Genomic DNA, 16,783 nt, shown 5'->3' on the forward strand with positions numbered 1-16,783 from the left:
GCAAGGACGCATTTGACCACCATGAAAGTCGCGTTGATCACGGGGATCACGGGCCAGGACGGCTCGTATTTGGCTGAACAGCTATTGGAGAAGGGCTACACCGTCCACGGTATGGTCCGGAGGTCGTCGAGCCTCAACACTTTCCGCATCGACCATCTGTACGACGACCCGGAGATCCACGGCAAGCGGTTCTTCCTTCACTACGGCGACCTCACCGACAGCAGCAATCTTAACCGCCTGCTCGAAAAGATCGGGCCGGACGAAATCTACAACCTTGCGGCCCAGAGCCACGTCAAAGTCTCGTTCGAGGTTCCCGAGTACACCGCTGAAGTCGACGGAGTCGGGACCCTCCGCTTCCTGGACGCGATCAAGGAAGTCGGGCTTAAGGAAAAGACGCGCTTCTACCAGGCGTCGACCAGCGAACTCTACGGCAAAGTCCAGGCCGTCCCGCAGGACGAGAACACACCTTTTTATCCCCGTTCGCCTTATGGGGTCGCGAAGCTTTACGGCTATTGGATCGTGGTCAACTACCGGGAATCGTACGACTTGTTCGCGGTCAACGGCATCCTCTTCAACCATGAGTCGCCGCGCCGTGGACGTACGTTTGTCACCCGCAAGGTCACCCAAGCTGCCGCATGCATCAAGCTGGGCCTGCAGGACGTGCTGACCCTGGGCAATATGGACTCCAAGCGAGACTGGGGCTACGCTCCGGAGTACACCGAAGGGATGTGGCGGATGTTGCAGCAGGACAAGCCGGACGATTTTGTCCTTGCCACCAACGAGACCCAAACGATCCGCGAGTTTGTGCAGTGGTCGTTTGAAGAGCTTGACATGCCGCTGGAGTTTTGCGGTGAAGGCGACCAGGAGGTTGGCATCAACCGGAAGACGGGAAAGACCGTCGTCCGTGTCAGTCCACAGTTCTATCGCCCGGCGGAGGTCGATCTTCTCGTCGGCAACGCGGCCAAGGCCAAGCAGATCCTGGGTTGGGAGGCCAAGACCAAGGCCCGCGCCCTGTGCAGCCTCATGGTGAAAGCGGATTTTGAGGCGGCGCAAAAGTACGGTGTGAACGCCCAATGAAGGCCCTTGATCCGCGCGACCGCGTCCTTGTCGCCGGCCATCGCGGCATGGTCGGTTCCGCCGTCGTCCGTGCGCTCCGGGCCCGCGGATTCAGCGACGTCATCGAGGCAGGGCGGTCAAGCGTCGACTTGACAAACCAAGCGGAGACCTTCGCTTATCTTGCCGACAAGCGGCCGGACGTGGTGGTCGTGGCGGCAGCTAAGGTCGGCGGCATCGTCGCTAACGACACCTATCCGGCCGAGTTCGCCTATGACAACATCGCTATCGCGGCCAACATGATCGAGGGAAGCAAGCGGGCCGGTGTGGAACGGATGATGTTCTTGGGCAGTTCATGCATCTATCCTAAGTTTGCCGACCAACCGATCAAAGAGTCGAGCTTGTTGACCGGTGCCCTGGAGCCGACCAACGAGGCGTACGCGGTGGCCAAGATCGCCGGGATCAAGATGGCAGCTTACTACCGCAAGCAGTACGGATTGGACTACCGCAGCGTGCTCCCATGCAACCTCTACGGGCCGGGGGACAACTACCACCCCACCAACTCGCACGTTCTGCCCGCCTTCATCCGGCGCTTTGTCGAGGCCCACGAGCAAGGCGTGGACGAGGTGACGATCTGGGGCACGGGAACCCCCCTCCGCGAGTTCTTGCACTCGGACGACTGTGCGGACGGCATCTTGTTTGCCCTCGAGCACCCTGACGCCCCAGACATCATGAACCTGGGTAGTGGTGACGAGATTTCGATCGCGGACCTGGCCCAGATGGTCGCAGGGGTCGTCGGATACCAAGGGAGAACGAACTATGACCCGACCAAACCCGACGGCACCCCACGCAAACTAATGGACAACTCGGCCATGAGGAGCCTGGGTTGGACACCCAAAATCAGCTTGCGCGAAGGGATCGCCGGAGCGGTCGAGGACTTCAGGGCCAACCACCGGGTGTCGGCCTGATGCGTGTCGTCGTCCACGACTACCCGGGACACATGTTCCCGCTGAGCCTCAGCCGTGAACTTGCCCGGCGCGGGCACGAGGTGTTGCATTTGTATTCCGCGTCGTTCGTCAGCCCTCACGGTGAGCTAGTGCGCCGGGCCGACGACTCGCCCCACTTCGACATCAAGGGTATCACCCTGGCCGGAGGCGTCTTCGACAAAACGAACCTGTTCCGTCGGCGTCAGGCCGACATCGAACATGGCGAACTTGCCCGACAGGAAGTCGAAAGGTTCACGGCTGACTGGGTCCTGACGTGCAGCTCGCCGTTGGACGCGGTGAAGGCGATCCAGGCCTCGACCCACCGCCAAGGTGGACGCCACCTCTTTTGGCTTCAAGACCTTATTGGTATCGCTGCCGACAAGATCATGCGGCACAAGGTGCCGATTGTGGGTGGGGTGATCGGCAAGCTGTTTGTCGGGTACGAACGGAGGCTGTTGGCCGACGCCGACGCCGTTGTCGTGATCACCGAGGACTTCCGGCCGTTTGTTCCGGAGGAGCAGACCAACGTCCATGTCGTGGAGAATTGGTCGCCGATCGATCAGATCCCTCTGAGCGAGAAGCAGAACGAGTGGTCGCGGTCCAAGGGCCTGGACCAGACCACAAACTGGGTCTACACCGGCACTTTGGGCATGAAGCATAACCCGGGTCTCTTGCTCAAGCTGGCCGAAGAGCACCGCAGCGACCCGTCGTTCCGGCTCGTCGTTGTCAGTGAAGGTTCAAGCGTCGATTGGTTGCGCGAAAACGCCGCCGCACGGGGACTTGAGAATGTTGTCCTCCTCCCGTTCCAGTCGGTGGACGATTTCCCCCAAGTCTTGGGCTCGGCCGACGTCCTCGTGGCGATCCTTGAGCCCTCGGCGGGCGTCTTTTCCGTGCCATCGAAGGTGCTGAGTTACCTCTCGTCGGGTCGGGCGATCCTGCTTGCCGTCCCGCCAGAGAACCTTATCGCTCGGATCGTGACCGGTCATAACGCCGGTCTCGCTGTGTCGCCGTTGGACGAGGCCGCATTTATCGAGGCGGCGCGAGAACTCGGGTCAGACCCGGAACGGCGCCGGCAGATGGGCGCGAACGGAAGGGCCTACGCGGCGAAGACCTTCGACGTCGGGGCCATCACCGACCGGTTCGAAGCCATCTTTAACGCCTAGCCGCCGCCCTGGGCCAAGGTGATGCTGACGGGAGTCGCGTCACCCGGGTTGAACGTGAAGTCCGTGGTGCTGGGAGGCGTAGCGAACTCCATCATCGTCCAGGCCGTCTGCTGGAGTGCGTTGCCCACGACCTTTGACGCCTCGTAGGTCGCCGACGAGAACCAGAGCAACTGGTCGGGGTCTCGTTGGAACCCATAGGTCAACGTGACCTGCTGCGGTGCCCTGGCGTTGCAGGCGATGCCGAGGCCACTCGTCGTGACCACCGCGGTCGAGAGGTAGGGCGTCCATGTGTCGGCCACGGCCGCCGAACCGGCTGTCCGGCAGCGGTCGATGTCGGCCAGGAACCCCGACGCGAACTGGGCCGGGCCTGTGGTGACCCGCTTTAGCGTCGAAAAGAGCCTTGAACCCTGCAGGGCCGGGGTGGGGGCGTCGCCGTACTTGACGACGCTGTAAGTGTTTTTGGCCGCGTCATAGACCCAGAGGTGTTCTCCGTCGGCCACATAGCGGTGGGTGATCTTTTCCCTTGCCGACACTAGGCCCTCCAGGTAGACCGTCTCCTTGGCGTTCGTCACCACCCGCTTGACGACCATTTGGACGGCAAAAGGCGACTCGTCGTCGCCGGTCGTGGTCGTGCCGCTCAGGTTGATATGGACGACGTCTTGGAGGGCAAGCCGGCCATAGGCTTCGGCGACCATCTGGCGCGCGGTCAGCAGGTCGTCGGCCCACACGGTCGAGACGGCCAAGGTCAGGACGGTCACCAGGACGGCTTTCACGTTCATCTTTGACTGGCCATGCCCCTGCCTCTGTTCCGGGACTGCATGGACATTGACAAGTATAATGCCTCCGACAGCTCAATCCCATTGTCTGGGAGGGAACACACATGAACCAAGTACCTTACGAACAGTCCGACCTTTACCGGTTGCGACACTCTGCCGCCCACCTGATGGCCCAAGCCGTCCAGGAACTCTGGCCCTCCGCCAAACTCTCCATCGGCCCGCCGGTCGAAAACGGCTTCTACTACGACATCGACTTCGAAGAGCCGCTCCAGGAAAAGGACCTCGAGAAAATCGAGAAGCGCATGAGGGAGCTGAGCAATCTCAAGCAACCCATCGTCCGGCGTGAGGCCAAAGACCGCGCCGAAGCCCGGGGCATCGTGCTGACGGACGGCGAGAGCCAGGCCCTCTACAAGCTCCAATTGCTGGACGCGATCCCCGACGGCGAGCCGATCTCTTTCTACGAACAACGTGGGACGGACAAGCAAGGAGTCGAACATGTCTTTGTCGACCTGTGTCGAGGCCCGCACGTCGACAACACCGCCCAAATCAAGAACTTTAAGCTGATGTCCATTGCGGGGGCCTATTGGCGCGGCGACGTCAAAAACAAGCAGCTGACCCGCATCTACGGCACGGCCTTCGAGACGAAGGAAGACCTGGACGCCTACCTTCACCAACTGGAGGAGGCCAAGAAGCGCGACCACCGCCTGCTGGGCCGGGAGTTGGGCCTCTTCATGTTCTCCCCACGCGTCGGCACGGGCCTGGCGCTGTGGCTGCCCAAAGGGGCGGTGTTGCGCGAGACGATGGTGGCCTTCCTCCGCGAAGAACAACTGAAACGGGGTTACGAGCCCGTCATCACGCCTCAGCTCGCCAGCATCAAGCTCTACGAGAAAAGCGGCCACATCATCACGTTTAAGGACAAGCTGTTCCCCTTCATGGAGGACGAGGAGAAGGAGACCTACATCCTCAAACCCATGAACTGCCCGTTCCACATTGAGATCTACCAGTCTGCGATGCGGAGCTACCGCGACCTGCCCGTGCGCTACGCCGAGTTCGGCACGGTGCACCGGTACGAGCAAAGCGGTGAGGTCACCGGAATCCTTCGCGCCCGCGGGTTCACCCAGGACGACGCCCACTTGTTCGTCCGACCCGACCAACTGGTCGACGAGTTCATCGGGGTGGTCGACCTCATGCAGGTTGTCCTCAAGAAACTTGGCCTGACCAACTTCAAGGCACGATTGGGCACCAAAGACCCGGCCAGCGCCAAGTACATCGGGCATGAGGAGAATTGGACGGCCGCGCAACAAGCCATCGAGACGGCGTGCCAGAAGATGGGCATGGAATACTTCGTCTCTCCCGGGGACGCCGCGTTCTACGGGCCGAAGCTCGACCTGATCATCAAGGACGCCCTAGGCCGGGACTGGCAGATGGGCACGGTGCAGGTGGACTACAACCTGCCCGAGCGGTTCGACCTGGAGTACATCGGCGAGGACAGCAAGCCCCACCGGCCGATCATGATCCACCGGGCCCCGTTCGGCTCCATGGAGCGGATGATCGGGCTCCTGACCGAGCACTATGCCGGGGCGTTCCCGTTCTGGCTTGCGCCGGTGCAAGTTGCGGTGCTCCCGATCGCGGACCGGCACAACAAGTACGCCTATGCGGTCGCCTCAGCCCTGCAGGGGTTCCCCTTCAACGCCGCCCACGACGAGTCGTCGGAGAGCGTCGCCTTTGCCGCGGTGGAGGGCAGTGCCGGCTTCCGCGTCACGGTAGACGACCGTCGGCAGTCCCTCGGCAAAAAGATCAGGGACAACACCCACCTCAAGGTGCCGTACATGCTCGTCGTCGGCGACAAGGACGCGGAGGCGGGGACGGTCGGTGTGCGGTCTCGCGAGGGCGAGGACTTAGGGGCGACGACCGTCCCAGAGTTGATCAAGAAACTGTCAACCGAGTCCTAGTCGGGCACCAATCAGCCAGGAGCCATGTCTCAATTGTCAGGTGTGGACGGACGAAAACGCCGTCCACACGGAGACCAACCCAATGAAACCGACCTTGCGTATGATCCTGGCTGCCGCTGCCGCCACCATGATGGTGACCGGAGCCTTTGCCCAGACCCACTCCAAACCTGCGACGACCCACAAGCCAGCAAAGTCGTCCACCGCGAAGTCATCCGAGCACATGAAACTTCCGGCCGGCGACAAGTTCTGGGGCACGGTCACCAAGGACGCGATCAAGGACGGCAAGTTCACATTCGGCTCGGCGAACAAGCACCAGAAGGGGAGCTTCGTCGTCGACACCACGGGTGCCAAGATCACGGACAAAGCCGGCAAGTCATTCACGCTGTCTAGCCTGAAACCTGGTTCGAGCGTCACCGTTTTTGGCAAGGCGACCAAGAACGCGATCAAGGCCAACGCGGTGATCGTCAACTATGTGCCGGGGACCAAGCCGGCGACTTCGGCCAGCAGCCCCAAGTCGCGGTCGGCCAAGACCACGTCCGCCAAGTCGGGCGGCAGGAGCGGCAAAGGCTAAGGCACCCGTCACGATCGCTGTGAAGCGTGAGAAGACCGCTGGACTGGCGGTCTTCTCTGTTTTTTGTTGAGCGGTCAAGAGACATGGAACATAAACCGATAAGAGGGAAGGGACTGTCTCATCATGTCAAAGAAAGGCGGCTTTACGCTCGTTGAGATCATGATCGTGGTGCTGGTCATCAGCATCATGTTGGCCATCGCTGTGCCTTCTTGGCTCAAAGTAAGGGAGACGAGCAACCAGACTGCCTGCGACGACAACCGCCGCGTCATCAACCAGGCCAAGCAGATGTGGATCCAAGACCAAGGCAAGGTCGCGACCGACACCGCGACGGCCGCCGATCTCGCGCCCTACATGAAGTCCTTCCCCAAGTGCCCCGAAAACGGCATCTACACGATCGGCAACGGCAATGCCGAAGTCCATTGCTCGATCCACTATCCGTGACGCCTATTCGTTGCGGAGACTGACCACTGGGTCTTGACGCGCCGCCTTGACCGCGGGGACAAGCCCGAAGAGGGTGCCGACCCCGACCCCGACCGCGAACGCGGTCGCCACCGTCCCCGGAGTCAGGAGAGGCTTGATGCTCGTTGTCTGGGCGATGAGCACGATGGCGACACCGCTCGCGGCGAGCCCGACCAAGACGCCCGCCGTCCCGATGATGGCGCTTTCCAAGAGGAATTGGGCGAAGATGTCCCCGCGCCGGGCGCCGACCGTCTTGCGGACGCCGATCTCCTTTTGCCTCTCGTTGACCGACATCAGCATGATCGCCATGACGCCGACTCCGCCGACGAACAGGGCGATACTGGTCAGACCCACCACCAGGGTGCGCAGAACGCTCAGGATCTGGAACACGAGGCCAAGCAGGTCCTCCTGGGTGAGGACACTGAACTGGCTGCGGTCGAGGGTGGTCGCGATCCGGTCGCTGACGGCCCGCACAAGGGACTTCGGCTCACGGTGGTTGCTCACCTGCACGAACAGGCGGTCGATTTGGACGTCGTCCTCCTGCTGCCGTAAGTAGGCGAGGGGGATGTAGGCGACATTGGCGAGGCTGAGACTGGCGAACATGTCGGAACCCGAACTGTTCTCCCGGGTGACGCCGATGACGGTGTAGTCCCGCGAGCCGATCTTGACCGTTTGACCGACCGCGTCGGCTTTGCCGAACAGTTCGTCCTTGGCGCTGTCACCAAGGACACAGACCGGCCTTAACTGCTCAGTGCCGTCGAAGAACCGCCCCGCGACCATCTGGGCGTGATGGACATCTTTCCAGTCCGGTGTCGTGGCCAAAACAAAGGGATAGGCCTCGCGGCCGTTGTGGGCGACCGAGCCACCGGCAAAGCTGAGCGGGGCGACCCGCTCGACCCCTGCGACCGTGGAGACCGCCCGGGCGGTCCGCTCGTCCAAGTAGCTCTTGCCTGCCAGGTTGGGGTTGAACGTACCGAACTCGACGTGGCCCGGGACGACGATCAGCAGGTTGACGCCCAAGGACTCGACTTGCCCGCCGATGTCCTTTTCAACTCCGATCCCGATGCTGACCAAGAGGATGATCGCGACGCTGGCGACAGTCACTCCCACGGCGCTGAGCACGGCGCGTTGCCAATGCTCGACCAGGCTTTGTAGCGCGACGCGCAGGTTCCGCACCCTGTCAATGTGGAACGCAGGGGAGGTGCATCATAGGCCCTTGCGGGCCATGTGGCTACTTGCCCGAGACTTTGCTGCCGAAGGTCAGGTCTTTCTTGGACTTGTCCAAATCGGCAGGCGGGAGCGGGTCGTACATGGGGAAGAGACCCTTGTCCAGGTCCTTGCCCGACTTCTTGTTGGCGAGGTCCGCCCGTTTTTGAATCTCGGCCGGATCGACCTTGTTTTCGGCGACCTTTTCGCCCGCGTCGCAGCCCGCTGTCATGAGTAGGGCGAGCGTCGCGCCGGCATAGATGAATGGCGATGCCTTCATGGTTTTGTCTAACCCCCAAAACTTTTCTAGGGGCGCGGGGCACTAAGGCCCCGACACCCCCGATCGCCATGAGAGGAAAAGCTACTTTTGTTGTCGAAGTGTCTCTCGACGACGACCGTTGTTGTGGTCGTGTCGCCGGGCGCGGGCCCCGGCGACACGACAGTTGCTAGCCTCCGGCCTTTCCGCCGACCTTGATGCCGGCGCCTTTGGCCTCGGCAGGTGGCGGAGGGTCGCTGACCGGGAACAACGCGTTGTCAGCTTTGCTGCCGTTGTTGTTCGCGCCTGGAGCGGCCGGCTGTTCGGTGGTTTGTTTCACCGATGCCGACGCACCGGCCCCGTCGCATCCCGCCATGAAGGCGGATGCGACGAGGACAATAGCGAGTCCCACTGTCCAGAGTTTGGCCATGTCCCTTAGAGCGAGAGGTCGTTGGTCGTCTCGTCGAGGTCCCACAGGTACTTGGACATGTCGGTGATGACCGCGCCGTGGTTGGCGTTCGTGTAGACCGCACTGCCGTAGTCCGTACCGGCGGCGAGGGCGGCGTCCTTCATGAACTTGGCGTGGCCGTCGACGAAGCCCACGACTGCGCCACCGAGCGGGTTGACCGCGCGGACGTCAGCCGTGATCTTGCCCTTGGCGCCGTTGTTGGCGGACCAGTTACCCGATCCTTGCGTGCCGTCCCACCAGATACAGGCGTGCGGCGCAGGGGCGATGATCGGCCAGGCTCCCGGAGGGTTGGCCGCGTACCAACCGCTGTTCGGGTTCGTGGTGAAGCCCTGGGTGTTGGTGAACATGACCGTGTCGGCCGGGTTCACAGCGGCGGACTCGCCGCGGGCCAGGCCGTAGTCGCAGTCATACCAGGGTCCCAAGAACAAGTAGTTGTAGCCGTACAGCGGGCGCCGGTTCTGGGTGTAGTACCAAGCGTTCGGGCCGGTGATGTTGCCGGCGACGTCACCGATGACGGGGTCGACAAGCATCTGGATGCTCTTGATGTAGGGGGCGGTGATACCGACCCAGGTCATGGACGGGGTCGGCAGACCGTCGGCGCAGCCGGTGGAGGTCGGACAACCGAGGTTCCCGTAGCGCCCGCTCATCGAGAGCGGGAACATGTCGTCGTAATCGCCCTGGTAGATCTTGGCCGCCATGGTCTCCTGCTTCACGTTGGAAAGCGAGGAGGTCTTCTTGGCAGCAAGCTTAGCCTGGGCAAAGACGGGGAAGAGAATGGCCGCGAGGATTGCGATAATGGCGATCACGACCAGCAGTTCAATAAGAGTGAATGCACGTTTCATATCTCAGGACTCCTGAAGATCGAATAACTGTACCATGCAAAAAGTCCCAAAACAAGGTGGTTCCCCAATGTTGCGGCACTTTTCAGTAAATGTTTCCGGTAAGCGCTGGAAACAGTCAGGCTAGGCCGGCCATCCTGTCGAAATCCCAAATCCGAGGGTTGACGACGCAGTCGCTGGCCCGGACGGGGCGTCGGAGCGATAGGCCTTCCAGCGTCCGGCAGCGGCTCAGGGCCACATAAAGTTGGCCGTGGGCGAAGGCCCGGGTGTCGAGGTCGACGACCATCTTGTCGAAGGTCAGTCCCTGCGCCTTGTGGATGGTCACCGCCCATGCGAGTTTCAGGGGGAACTGGGTGAAGGTCCCGACCGGTTCGGCGACGATCCGGTGGCTGGTGCGGTCCCAGGTGTAGCGCGTCTTGTCCCAGGACTCGCGTTCAACCGTCACGTCCAGTCCGTCTTCGGTGCGCACACCGACCGCGTCGGGTTCCGCCCACCGCACGGTGCCGAGCGTGCCGTTCACCCACTGCTTGGCGTTCTTGACAAACATCACCTGGGCACCGGGGGCTAGGCGCAAGACGTGCTCGGTGGGGAGGTCTTTGCCAAATTCGCCGACCAACGTCCCCTCGTGTACCGAAACCGGAGCCTTCAGCGCCGCCAACCGGGCCATGTTGATCGCCTGGGCGCGGGCGTTGGTCGCGGTCAGGGTGATGATGTGCCCTCCTTCCAACGGCGCTCCGACCCGGGAGTTGAAGTAGTCGGTTTCGGACGTGTCGCCGCGACGGAGCCGGTTCAGCGCCCAGAGGAACTCCTGGTCTTCCTTCTGTCGGTGGACGGTCTGGAGCTCGATGACGTCGATGCTCCCGTTGCGGACGGCGTCCGCGTCAAAGAAGAACGGGCTGGCATACCGGTGGCCGATCATCTCGCCCTCCGCGCCGGCGGGCACCACCGGCTCAAGTTGCCACATGTCGCCAAATGCCACGATCGTCTTGCCCCCGAAGGGCTCGGGCCGGCCGGTGTTCCGCCGCAAGCTCAGGTCAATCGCGTCCATCACGTCGGCCCGGACCATGGAGATCTCGTCTATGACGACGAGGTCGAGTGAAGCGATCAGCCGTTGTTTGGGGGCCCCACGCTTGAACGTCGGGACCCGTTCGGGGTCGTCGTCCAGAGGGCCGAGCTTGAAATTAAAGAACGAGTGGATCGTCTGCCCACCGGCGTTGATCGCGGCAAGGCCGGTCGGGGCGAGGACGACCGCCCTCAGCGGCGTCTCTGCGACAAGACGGCGCAGGACGGTCGACTTGCCCGTCCCGGCCTTCCCGGTGACGAAGATCATCCGGCCGTAGGTGGGCATGTCGGGGACGGCCTCCAGGGCGGCCCGCTGGTCGGGGCTCAGCTCGACCCCGTCGGCCAAAGGTGCGGGCCACCGCGTCTCCATGCCCTGATTCTAGCCCCATGACCTAGACAAAGGTTGACTGCCGGTGCCCCGGGGGCCGATCTGGTGGACAACGATGATCACCTTGCTCAAATCGGGGCGGAACGCTTCTCAAACCGTCACGACCACCGTCTTACGAGTCCTCGGGGACACGGGGTGGGCCGGCGCCGACGCCGGCTCGACCCAACAGCGCCACGTCACCCTGTGCGTCGCCACCGGGGCGACGTGCTACTTCCAAAAGGCCGCGCCGGACGACTCCCTGGCCGGGACGGTTTCGCCGTCGGACTACCTTTTCGCACTCCAGGCAGGTCAGAGCCTCACCGTCAAGTTGGCGGCGGGAGAGACGCTGGCGGTCGTTTCGGCGGGGTCGGCGACGGTGAGGGCGACCGATGTCGTGGAGGTCGACTAAGGGTGCTTGGCCGGCTCCACACCGTCGGCGACACGCGGCCCGAAGTCGCTGGCGTCGCCATTGACGGGGTCGCCCTCTCCCTGACCCGCTTGGCCAGGGCCCCAGAGAACGTGGCGGGGACGGCCCCGACGGTCAGCACCAGCGCGACGTCGTCGCTCACGTCGGCACTCGCGTACGACACGCCCAACATCGCCTTCGACTGGCCGACGTCACGGCTCCAGGACGGAGGCACCTATTGGCGCGGCTCCGTCCTCGGCGCGTCGTCTTACGTCGCCCCGTTCTCGGTGGAGTTCATGCTCTACGGGGACCGGTTCGAGATGTTCCTCGGCCAACAACTGAATGTCTCGTGCCACGAGCTGTATGTGGACGGGCTCCTTGTGGACAGCAACTACGGGGCCATCGCATCGGGGAACGAGTACCGCAAGTGGGTGTTCGCCTCCACGGCCCTCCGTCGCATCAAGATGCGGTTCTACGGGGTCACATACGCCCATACTCGGGTAGACCCCACGGCGAGCGTCTTCTTGCCGCCGTCGTCGCGGCCCCGGGTGTTCTTCATGGGTGACTCGGTGACGGCGGGCACCGGGGCGACGAACGGCTCCACGCTGCTTGGCTATGCGGGGCACTTGGCCCGGCTCTTCGACGCGGACGCCTACATCAACGGCCTTCCGACGACCGGGTTCCTGAACCCGGGGAGCACCAAGACGTTCGTCCAGCGGGCCTCCACCGACCTTGGTTCACTAGAGCCGGACGTGGTGGTCACGTTCGGCGGCTACAACGACCGGCTGAGCGTGAACGGATCGTACACGGGCGCGGCGTTGCAGGCGGCGGTGGCCTCGTACTACGGCCTGGTCAAAGCGGCGTTCCCGAACGCGAAGTTCCTCCAGGTCGGCGTCCTGCCCAAGAACGACTCGTTCAACTCGTCCAGCGACGCCACCGACGCCGACAGCGACGTCAAGACCGCGGCCCTGGCCGCCGGGGTGCCTTTCCTGTCACCGCTCGCGGGGGAGCTCTACGACGCGGGCGGCGCCAAGCTCTACGACGAGGGCCGGGCGTGGACGTACGGCACGGGCAAGGTGGGTGGCACGACCGGCGACGGCAACGCCGACCTTCTCCTGGCCAGCGACGGTGTGCATCCCACGAATGCAGGGCACAAGGTGTTCGCCTTGCACATCGCCCGGGCGGTGGCGACGCTCTTTGCTCCGACGGCTAGGCCTCCGCTCAGCTAAGGTCTGGTGGGTGCATGGCCCGGCCGAGAGGATTCGAACCTCCGACTTCTTCCTCCGGAGGGAAGCGCTCTATCCACTGAGCTACGGCCGGGTGTCCCGCTATGATACTTGGACCGGGCTCGGACCGGGGCCGAAGGCCATCTTCATCAAGACGTCGAAGAAGGCCGCTTCGGCCTCTGGGGTCATCAGGTCACAGCCGACCATGACGCTGTAGAAACTCCTGAACCGGAAGTACCCGTCGACCGCCGACATGACCGCGACCATGAAGGCCATCGGGTCGAGCCCTTCGGGGATTCCGTAACGCGCCGGGTCGGCCGCCATCTTCTCGCGTACCTTGGCCGCCTTCTCACGGATTTCTGGGGTGGCCAGTCCGGGCTCCAGCGACATCCATGCCAAGAACTTGGCAAGGTCAGGGTCGTTCCGGTTCGCCTCGAACTTGGCGCGGAGAAAGGTGCTCGCCTCCATGTCCCCGTCTCCCTCAAGAAACCGCCCCGCGGACTCGTGGATGGGTCGAGACCTTTCAAAGATGACCTCGCGCCACAGGGCTTCCTTGGTGGCGTAGTGGTAGAGCACCAGACTCTTGGTCACCCCGGCTGCCTCGGCGATGTCGGCCGTGCTTGTCCCGGTGAAGCCCCGGTCGGCAAAGAGCCGTGCCGCGGCCGACAAGATCGACGCCCGTGTCGCCGCCGGGTCAAGTTGCTTGGCAGGTGGAGTTGACCGCATGGTCAGAAGTTTGACCGATCGGTCAGTAAGTCCTGGGACAGTTGCCTTGTCAACCGTCCCAATGCTGCGGCCTCAGGCCAAGACGGCTTGCTGCCAGTCTGGCGCCATCGCGACCGACTCGCTGGACGTCACCATGGAACGACCGTGCCGGATGTAGTACTCGAACTCCTCAGGGAAGACGCGCAACGCCGCCGCGACCGGCCAGGCCGCCGCGTCGCCGAGGCCGCAGAACGACCTGCCGTCAATCTGTGAGCAGACGTCCTTGAGGGTTTGGATGTCCTCGGGCTGGCCGTTGCCGGTGATGATCCGTCGCAGGATCTGCTCCATCCAGCTGGTGCCTTCGCGGCAAGGGGTGCACTTGCCGCAACTCTCGTTGGCATAGAACTGGGATGTACGCCAGATGAAGCTCACGATGCACGTGTGTTCGTTCAAGAACATGCACCCTCCCGACCCCACCATGGACTTCACTTCGCCCATCTCCTCATAGCCGATGACCGCCTTTTGGCAGTCCTCCGCATTGATGATCGGCACCGAGGACCCGCCTGGCACGCAAGCCTTGAGCGCTCCGCCCTTCATGCCGCCGGCCATGTCGAGCAGTTCCATCAGGGTCGTTCCGAACTCGATCTCGTAATTGCCCGGCTTGTTGACGTGGCCGCTGACGGAGAACAGCTTGGTCCCCCGGGAGTTCTTGGTGGACGCACCGAGCTTGGCGTACTCCTCGCCGCCGTGGGTCAGGATGTAGGGCGCACAGGCGTAGGTCTCGACGTTGTTGATGACCGTCGGGTGCTCCCAAAGTCCGGCGACGGTAGGCAGGGGGACGTGAGGGAACTTGAGGCGGGGCATGCCGCGTTCGCCCATCAGGCTGCTCATGAGGGCGCTCTCCTCACCGCACTCGTAACTGCCGGCCCCAAGGTGGACGTACAGGTCGAAGTCCATGCCGCTGCCCTGGATGTTTTTGCCCAAGTAGCCGGCCGCGTAGGCTTGGTCGATCGCCCGGCGCACCGCACGGGCCGCGTCCACGAACTCGCCCCGGATGTAGATGTACCCACGGTCGGCCTGGGTGGCCCACGCCGCGATGGTCATGCCCTCGACAAGCAGGAAGGGCGTCTGCTCCATCAGTTGCTTGTCTTTGAAGGTGCCCGGCTCGCCTTCGTCGGCGTTACAGATCAGGTAGTGCGGCCCCTTCTTGTCCTTGGTGATGCCGTTCCACTTGATCCAGGTGGGGAAGCCGGCCCCGCCGCGACCCCGGAGGCCGCTCGCCTTGATTTCATCGACGACAGCCTGCCGCTCGCCGGCCAGCGCCTTCTTCAACCCGGTGTAGCCGCCCTTGGCCAGGTATCCGTCCAGTGTCGCGTAGGCGGGGTCGTGGGCGTGTTCAAAGAGGAGTTTGCGCTCGGCCATCTCGTGTGTCTGTGATTCTACTTAAAGCAGGCAGAGAAACAGCGGGGGCTCATCCCATGTGTCCCGGCCCATAGAAGACGGACACCCCTGCACGAGTGCAGGGGTGTCCGCTTTGGGTCAGTCTGCCGTCACCGGCATGACTGGACCTTACTGTCCGCCGACCTTGGAGCCGGTCTGGGGCTGGACGCCGGTCGGTTTGACCATGTCCGGCGAGATGCCTTGCGACTTGCCCTCACCACCCTTGATCGGGGCGGCCTTGGTCTGCTCGCCATTAGCCTTCGGCGTGCCCTCCGCAGGAGGAGCGTCGCAGGCGGCGATCACGAGGGTGACGGCGAGAACGGCCAAGATAGTCAGGCTTTTCTTCATTACTGGATGTCCCAGATGTACTTGGAGAGGTCGGTGACTTGCAGGTCGCCGGGAACCGACGTGGTGGTCCAGGTCGTACCGGCCGCCAGGGCACCGGCCTTCATCTTCTTGACGTGGCCGTCCATGAAGGCGACCGCCGAAGCGTCTTGGGCGTGGAGCGCGACACCACCGGTGTTGGCGCCACCCGTCACGTTGCCGGCGTTGACGCCGTCAGCGAAGCCGCCGACACCCCAGTTGTCCGCGCAGTACTGCGGGATGGTGTAGCAGTCGGGCACTTCGACCGACGTGTTGAGCAGCGGGCTGTCCGTGGTCCACGCGGTGAAGTCGAAGCCCCAGAAGTAGCCGTCGCCGTCGCCGTAGGAACCGCGGTTGGAGAACATGACCGTGTCAGCCGGGCTGGCGGGCGTGGTCGTGGTGATCGGCTTCTGGCGGCTCGGGCTCTCCGGGCCATAGGGGCTCAGGTACACGTAGTTGTAGCCAAAGCCGGGATAGCTGGTGAGGCTCAGGACGCGGCTGTTCCAGAAGGTCGGGGTCGACGGGCCCGTCGGGTCGGCCAGGATTTCGCCGTTCTTGAGGTACGGCTGGATCGAGTACGCCCAGGTGCTGAAGCAGAGGCCGGTGCCGAAGCAGAGCGGGTCGCTGCCCGTGTTCCAGGTGGTGGCCTTGGGCACGGTGTCGTCGTAGTCACCGGCGTACATCAGGATGCCGAGAGCGTTCTGCTTGGCGTTGCTGATGTCAGCCGTGCCCTTCGCGGCCTGCTTGGCCTAGGCGAAGACCGGGAAGAGAATAGCGGCGAGGATGGCGATGATGGCGATCACGACGAGCAATTCGATCAACGTGAAGGCACGGTTTTTATTCATGGCAGTTTGTTCCTGTAGCACCCGGCACCCGGCATCTCCCCGGTCGGGGTGGTGCCCAGTGCCTGACAGAGCTAAGACGCTCTAGTCTGGGTCCTTGTTCGCCGCAAAAAAGTTGCCTTGAGTGAGGGAACAAACAAAAATAGGCCAAAGTACTTACAAGTTTTGATCTATGCGGTTCCAAAAAGGTCGGGCGAGACAAGCGACAACCAGAAACGACAATGTGCCGAATTCTCGCTGGTGAACGTTGGTCAAACGACCTGGGCCAATCTACCCGCGCGGGGAAATGCGCCCGGCCCGGTGAATTGACGGATCTGGCCGGAGGGCGTTACATGCCGCCTTTCCTTGCTTGGCGAAAAGACCGGGGTGCCGCCTCAAGCGGCACCCCGGTCCATCGGTCGTCTCCCGGTCGGCGAAGGACGCCGGTCAGGCATGGGGAGGTCAGCCCCCGGCCGGGCCACGTCCCAAGCTACGCTTCATCGATTGGCCTTGGCCACCCTGCTTCTGCCCGACCCCGAAGACCGGGGCGTTCTTGCTTTCGCCGGGAGGTGGGGTCTTCATGGTCTCCGCGTCGGGTTCCGAGCATCCCGCGCAGAGACCAAGCACGACGACCATGGTCGCGAGCAACACGGCCCTCATCGT

General features: G+C 63.1%; 20 protein-coding genes and 1 tRNA gene. 8 read left to right on the top strand and 13 right to left on the bottom strand.

All coding sequences use genetic code 11. The features are described 5' to 3' along the window. Positions 1–21: 21 nt before the first annotated feature. Genes gmd through KF857_11580 form a run of 3 tightly spaced genes read left to right on the top strand, consistent with a single transcriptional unit; the run spans position 22 to position 3,202 of the window. Positions 22–1,077 (top strand): GDP-mannose 4,6-dehydratase, encoded by a 1,056-nt coding sequence (gene gmd, locus KF857_11570; protein MBX3112636.1) that lies wholly within the window; start codon positions 22–24, stop codon positions 1,075–1,077. Further along, on the top strand, positions 1,074–2,021 hold the full coding sequence (locus tag KF857_11575; GenBank protein ID MBX3112637.1) for a GDP-L-fucose synthase: 948 nt from the start codon (positions 1,074–1,076) through the stop codon (positions 2,019–2,021). Before gmd ends, KF857_11575 begins: the two co-directional genes overlap by 4 nt. Then, on the top strand, positions 2,021–3,202 hold the full coding sequence (locus KF857_11580; GenBank protein MBX3112638.1) for a glycosyltransferase family 4 protein: 1,182 nt from the start codon (positions 2,021–2,023) through the stop codon (positions 3,200–3,202). Before KF857_11575 ends, KF857_11580 begins: the two co-directional genes overlap by 1 nt. Here the strand turns inward: KF857_11580 and KF857_11585 are convergent. Continuing rightward, the gene (locus KF857_11585; protein ID MBX3112639.1) at positions 3,199–3,975 is read right to left on the bottom strand and encodes a hypothetical protein; all 777 of its coding nucleotides are present in this window, start codon (positions 3,973–3,975) and stop codon (positions 3,199–3,201) included. The two genes, KF857_11580 and KF857_11585, sit on opposite strands and share 4 nt — an antisense overlap. A gap of 107 nt (positions 3,976–4,082) precedes the next feature. Here KF857_11585 and thrS point away from each other — a divergent pair, with 107 nt between their 5' ends. The 3 genes from thrS (at position 4,083) to KF857_11600 (ending at position 6,942) form a co-directional block, all read left to right on the top strand. Beyond that, positions 4,083–5,930 carry a threonine--tRNA ligase gene (gene thrS / locus KF857_11590; GenBank protein ID MBX3112640.1) on the top strand — a complete coding sequence of 616 codons (1,848 nt, stop codon included), beginning with the start codon at positions 4,083–4,085 and terminating at the stop codon, positions 5,928–5,930. Positions 5,931–6,030: 100 nt separating this feature from the next. Next, complete coding sequence (locus KF857_11595) at positions 6,031–6,501, top strand: hypothetical protein (protein MBX3112641.1); 471 nt, start codon at positions 6,031–6,033, stop codon at positions 6,499–6,501. 123 nt (positions 6,502–6,624) lie between these two features. Then, entirely contained in the window at positions 6,625–6,942 is a 318-nt protein-coding gene (locus KF857_11600; protein ID MBX3112642.1) for a prepilin-type N-terminal cleavage/methylation domain-containing protein, read from the top strand. 3 nt (positions 6,943–6,945) lie between these two features. Here the strand turns inward: KF857_11600 and KF857_11605 are convergent, their stop codons facing one another. The 5 genes from KF857_11605 to KF857_11625 form a co-directional block, all read right to left on the bottom strand. After that, on the bottom strand, positions 6,946–8,136 hold the full coding sequence (locus KF857_11605) for an ABC transporter permease (protein MBX3112643.1): 1,191 nt from the start codon (positions 8,134–8,136) through the stop codon (positions 6,946–6,948). Between the two features lie 55 nt (positions 8,137–8,191). Beyond that, positions 8,192–8,446, bottom strand: a complete 255-nt coding sequence (locus KF857_11610) for a hypothetical protein (GenBank protein MBX3112644.1) — start codon at positions 8,444–8,446, stop codon at positions 8,192–8,194. A gap of 166 nt (positions 8,447–8,612) precedes the next feature. Next, the gene (locus KF857_11615; protein MBX3112645.1) at positions 8,613–8,834 is read right to left on the bottom strand and encodes a hypothetical protein; all 222 of its coding nucleotides are present in this window, start codon (positions 8,832–8,834) and stop codon (positions 8,613–8,615) included. Positions 8,835–8,857: 23 nt separating this feature from the next. After that, entirely contained in the window at positions 8,858–9,733 is an 876-nt protein-coding gene (locus KF857_11620; GenBank protein MBX3112646.1) for a prepilin-type N-terminal cleavage/methylation domain-containing protein, read from the bottom strand. Between the two features lie 115 nt (positions 9,734–9,848). Beyond that, a complete protein-coding gene (locus KF857_11625; GenBank protein MBX3112647.1) occupies positions 9,849–11,162 on the bottom strand; it encodes an AAA family ATPase in 1,314 nt (437 codons plus the stop codon). A 73-nt stretch (positions 11,163–11,235) separates the two neighbouring features. Between KF857_11625 and KF857_11630 the strand changes: the two genes are divergently transcribed. Continuing rightward, positions 11,236–11,568 (top strand): hypothetical protein, encoded by a 333-nt coding sequence (locus KF857_11630; protein ID MBX3112648.1) that lies wholly within the window; start codon positions 11,236–11,238, stop codon positions 11,566–11,568. 2 nt (positions 11,569–11,570) lie between these two features. Next, positions 11,571–12,794, top strand: a complete 1,224-nt coding sequence (locus tag KF857_11635) for an SGNH/GDSL hydrolase family protein (GenBank protein MBX3112649.1) — start codon at positions 11,571–11,573, stop codon at positions 12,792–12,794. A gap of 15 nt (positions 12,795–12,809) precedes the next feature. Here the strand turns inward: KF857_11635 and KF857_11640 are convergent. From KF857_11640 to KF857_11670, 7 genes are all read right to left on the bottom strand, one after another. Beyond that, a tRNA-Arg gene (locus KF857_11640) sits at positions 12,810–12,885 on the bottom strand. Positions 12,886–12,893: 8 nt separating this feature from the next. Then, positions 12,894–13,517: a TetR/AcrR family transcriptional regulator gene (locus KF857_11645; GenBank protein ID MBX3112650.1), complete on the bottom strand. Its 624-nt coding sequence runs from the start codon at positions 13,515–13,517 to the stop codon at positions 12,894–12,896. 72 nt (positions 13,518–13,589) lie between these two features. Continuing rightward, positions 13,590–14,918, bottom strand: a complete 1,329-nt coding sequence (nuoF, locus tag KF857_11650; protein MBX3112651.1) for an NADH-quinone oxidoreductase subunit NuoF — start codon at positions 14,916–14,918, stop codon at positions 13,590–13,592. Between the two features lie 147 nt (positions 14,919–15,065). Next, positions 15,066–15,284, bottom strand: a complete 219-nt coding sequence (locus KF857_11655; protein MBX3112652.1) for a hypothetical protein — start codon at positions 15,282–15,284, stop codon at positions 15,066–15,068. Continuing rightward, positions 15,284–15,982, bottom strand: a complete 699-nt coding sequence (locus KF857_11660; protein ID MBX3112653.1) for a hypothetical protein — start codon at positions 15,980–15,982, stop codon at positions 15,284–15,286. The genes KF857_11655 and KF857_11660 overlap by 1 nt, the downstream gene beginning before the upstream one ends. 66 nt (positions 15,983–16,048) lie before the next feature. Continuing rightward, positions 16,049–16,144: a prepilin-type N-terminal cleavage/methylation domain-containing protein gene (locus KF857_11665; protein ID MBX3112654.1), complete on the bottom strand. Its 96-nt coding sequence runs from the start codon at positions 16,142–16,144 to the stop codon at positions 16,049–16,051. 438 nt (positions 16,145–16,582) lie between these two features. Continuing rightward, entirely contained in the window at positions 16,583–16,780 is a 198-nt protein-coding gene (locus KF857_11670) for a hypothetical protein (GenBank protein MBX3112655.1), read from the bottom strand. Between the last annotated feature and the right edge of the window lie 3 nt (positions 16,781–16,783).

This window comes from Fimbriimonadaceae bacterium (assembly GCA_019638795.1).
Classification (GTDB): domain Bacteria; phylum Armatimonadota; class Fimbriimonadia; order Fimbriimonadales; family Fimbriimonadaceae; genus JAHBTB01.